The 4139-nt window shown below is 58.3% G+C and carries 3 protein-coding genes; 1 reads left to right on the top strand and 2 read right to left on the bottom strand.

What is annotated here, in order from left to right; translation table 11 throughout:
• Positions 1-1677 (top strand): PAS domain-containing hybrid sensor histidine kinase/response regulator (locus A2I95_RS26880; protein WP_291734829.1); only part of this gene is annotated, 1677 nt, incomplete at its 5' end.
• Between the two features lie 51 nt (positions 1678-1728).
• Here A2I95_RS26880 and A2I95_RS26875 read toward each other — a convergent pair.
• The gene (locus tag A2I95_RS26875) at positions 1729-2568 is read right to left on the bottom strand and encodes a DMT family transporter (protein ID WP_027256618.1); all 840 of its coding nucleotides are present in this window, start codon (positions 2566-2568) and stop codon (positions 1729-1731) included.
• A 41-nt stretch (positions 2569-2609) separates the two neighbouring features.
• A partial coding sequence (locus A2I95_RS26870) for a Na/Pi cotransporter family protein (protein WP_291734826.1) occupies positions 2610-4139 on the bottom strand: 1530 nt, incomplete at its 5' end.

Here is a 4139-nt window from a genome sequence, read left to right as displayed (position 1 = left end):
GAAGATGTCCATCTGCGCGAAGAACTGATCCGTGCGAATCAGACTCTGTCCGAGCGGAACAGCGAACTGAAACACGGCAAACGCGCACTGGAAGACGCCCATGCCGAATTGCAAAAACAACAGGCGGAACTGCACCGTCTGTCGCTGGTCGCAAAACACGCGTCCGACAGTATCATCCTGACCGATGCAGAGCGGCAGATCCTCTGGGTCAACGAGGCCTTCACCCGCGTCACAGGCTATGCCGCCAGCGAGGCGATTGGCCGGACACCTTCAGAATTGCTGGACGGCCCGGATACCGATCTTGGCGTGATCCGGGAAATGAACCGCCACAAGGACCTTGGCATCCGCTATCACAACGAAGTGCTCACCTACACCAAGTCAGGGGAAGAAGCCTGGTTCGACACCAATATCGTCCCGGTGACCGGCGAAGATGGCGCAGTCGACCTGATTATCGGCATTGAACGCGACATAACTCATAGCAAATTGCGTGAACGGGAACTGGCCGAGGCCAAGGTTGCGGCTGAACAGGCCGATCGGGCCAAATCCGAGTTCCTGGCCAACATGAGCCATGAAATCCGCACTCCGATGAACGGTATCATCGGCATGGCTGATTTGCTGGCAGAGGCGGAGCTTTCGCAGGATGAACAGCAAAATGTGGAAACCATCCGCAGTTCGGCCCAGGCACTGCTGAAGATCATCAATGACATCCTTGACCTGTCGCGGCTGGAAGCAGGGAAATTCTCTATAACCGAAGAGGACTTCGATCTGCGCGACTGTATTGGCAGTGCGGCGGGGCTGTTCCGCCCGAAAGCGCTGGAAAAAGGCCTGTCGCTGCAGGTCTCTTACGCGGATGGGCTGCCGGAACGGCTGCACGGAGATGACGGGCGGTTGCGGCAGATTCTGGTTAATCTGATCGGCAATGCTGTCAAGTTCACGCCGCAAGGCAGAATTGACGTCCGCGTCTCCCATGCCGACGGCGCCCCTTGCCGCCTGATCGCCGAAGTTGAGGACAGCGGGATCGGAATTTCCGCTTCCCAAGCGCGCCATATCTTTGACCGTTTCACCCAAGCAGACGCGGCAACGACAAAGGAGTTTGGCGGAACCGGGCTGGGGCTTACCATTTCCAGCATGCTGGCCAAGCGGATGGGCGGCAGTATTTCGGTTAAATCAGATCCCGGCCAAGGCTCCTGCTTCCGGCTGGAGCTGCAGATGGCGCCAGCCAAGCAAGCGCGCCCCCCGGCTGCAGAGTTTTTACTGGGCACTGCGCCTCAGATCAGGCCTTGCAAAGTTCTGCTGGCTGAAGACAACCAGACCAACAGGCTGCTGATCCGCAAATTCCTGCGCGGTCAGCCGGTGGAGTTGGCTGAAGCCGGCAATGGCCGCGTGGCAGTTAACATGTTCAAGGAACAGCAGCCGGATATTATCCTGATGGATATGTCGATGCCCGAGCTGGACGGCATTGCGGCCACCCGGGAGATCCGCAACCTGCCCATGCCCCAGCCAATAATCATTGCCCTTACGGCAAACGCGTTTTCCAGCGACCGGCAAGCTTGCCTGGATGCGGGCATGGATCACTTCTTGGCCAAGCCGGTCAAAAAGGCAGTTCTGCTGCACACCTTGGCATCATTTCTGACAGATACTGCCTCCCTTGAATTGCAGCCCAGGGCAAGTGCCTGAAGTCTCACCCCAATCCCATTGATTGCGCCAGCGCATCAAGCCGCACAGGATCTAGACAGCCATTCCGATCAGGGCCACACCGCAGGCCATCAATACCGCAGAACCAAGCCGCCGCATCCAGTATCCTTCTTTGAGGAAGAAAAAACCGATCAACGCGGCAAAGATCACAGAAGTTTCCCGCAGCGCGGACACCGCGCCCAGCGGGGCAAAGTTCTTGGCATAAAGCACCAGCCCGTAAGCCGTCATAGATACCAGCCCTCCGGCAATCCCCAGGATCCATGTTCGCTTGGGCAAAGCCGCCAGCGTGCGGCGCTTGCGCACTGCTATGAACATGGCAATGAAAATGTGCAGAAATGCCCCCCAGGCCCAGTAGCTGAGTGTGTTTCCGGACAAACGCACGCCGATACCATCGACCAATGAATAAATCGAAATGCAAAAACCGGTCCCCGCAGCAAAGCCGAGAGCCGCGCGCCCGACACCCGAGCGCAGCGCCTTCCAGCTGCTGAGCTGGATGCCAAGGGCAATCACCGCAATGCCTCCCCAGGCCTGCAACGGCAAAACCTCGCCGGCAAAGATCATCGCCCATATGCCGACCAACGCCGGCACGATACCCCTGGCAATCGGGTATACGACGCTGAGATCACCGTGCTGATAGGCGCGGCCAAGCATGTAGTAGTACCCGAAATGAACCACCGTTGAGAGCAGGATATAGACAAAGCTTTCAGCAGAAGGCAGCGGCAGAACTGTGATCATCACGGCACTGGGGATCACTTGGCCAAAGGCAACCAGCCCGAGTGTGGTGGTGCGGTCTGCAGCCGTCTTCACGATGGCGTTCCACACAGCATGCAACAGCGCTGCCGACAAGATGATAGCGATGATAAAAAAGGTCATGTTCCGGACAGGTCTTTAGGCAGGCGGCTGGGTTTCAAGCGTCACTCGGCGTCTTCCGGCAGCATTTCATTTATCAGCCGGGTCTCCAGCAGCTGGCCATTCTGGTACAGAACCGGATAGGCTACCGCCGCAATGTGGCTGTTGAACTCACGTAAGGCACGCAGCGTTTCCAAATGGATGTCGGACGTGTCAAAGCTTTCCCGGGCACCATTCTGCAACCGTTTCAGGTGACGTTTCCGGCTGTCGTGCTCCATCCGCTTCAATTCGGTTTTTTCCAAGCTCAACAGCCGCGCACTTTCCAAGTCATCAGAGATCAGCACATTGGAGGCCAGCTGCATATTGGCCAGGATTGCCTCATGCATCCGGGTGATCTCCATCCAGCCGTCCCGGGAAAAGCTTAGATTCCTTTTGTTCAAATCCCCCGCCAGGACTGTCAGACGACGGGCCACCACATCGCCGGCGGTTTCCAGGCGGATCGCATATTCCATCAGGCCGCGGGCTGTCTTCAACTGCTCTTTTTCAAAGCCGTCCTCGGGGATCGCAGCGACATATTTCCGGATACCAGAGAGACAAGCGTTGACCTCATCATCCATCGACTGAACGGTCTTGATCTGCTCTTTGCCGCCTGATTGGTACAGTTCCAGTACCGGTCGGAACATGGCATTGACCTGGTCCGACATCCGCAGCAGTTCACGCTTAAGGTTCGAAACAGACACGGCTGCTGAACCATAGCTGCCCTGCTCCAGCGCACTGACAGGCCGCCCCGGATGGTTCATCTCTGTCTGCGCTGGTTTGGGGAACAGCCGGGTAAAGATATCTCCCAACGGCGCGCAAACCGGCAGCGCGAGCACCAGCAGTGACGCATTGAAGGCCAGATGCGCATTGACCAGCATCTGGCCGCCCTGCGGATCCCCCAACACCCCTTGGCGCAGCGCCAGATTGGCGCCGAACAGGCAGATCACTGCCCAGGTGCCGCGCAAAGCCAGGTTGGCATATGGGATGCGGCGTGCCCGCAAGTCCATTCCGCGGCTCAGCCAGACGGGAATGAAGGCAGAACCGAAATTCGCCCCCAGTACCAGTGAAAGACCGGCAGCAAAGGGTATCGCTCCGATTTGCACCAGCGTCACGCACATCAGGATAGCGGCAACTGACGAATGCATCACAAAAGCCAGCGCGCCACCGACAAGAAACGCCGTGATGTAATCCCGCGCCAAATAGCCCGCAACCGCCGGCAGAAAGGCGCTGTCGCGGATCGGGTCCATCGCTTCGCGCAGAAATCGCAACGAAATCAGGATGAAGGCGACCCCCATCAAGATCCTGCCAAGCTGCCGCGCCTTCTTGGCCTCCGTCTTGACGAACAGATACCCGCCGGCAGCCAGCAACACCGGCACCAGCCAATCGAGATCAAAGGAGAGGATTTGAATGATCAGCGCCGAACCCAGATCGCCGCCCAGCACGATAGCCAGCCCAGTGGGAAAGGCCAGATAGCCGCTGGCCGCAAACCCGGAGGTGAGCAGCGCCACGGCAGCCGAACTTTGCAGTACGATCGCCAGCATCAGCCCCATCAGGCC

The organism is Leisingera sp. F5 (assembly GCF_001593695.1).
The sequence above is the reverse complement of the archived record's forward strand: the minus strand, read 5'-3'. Positions and strand labels throughout refer to the sequence as shown.

What these genes read in the sequence shown, in the direction of transcription:
- A2I95_RS26875 (WP_027256618.1), bottom strand. Translation starts at nt 2,568, where the DNA reads ATGACCTTTTTTATCATCGCTATCATCTTGTCGGCAGCGCTGTTGCAT.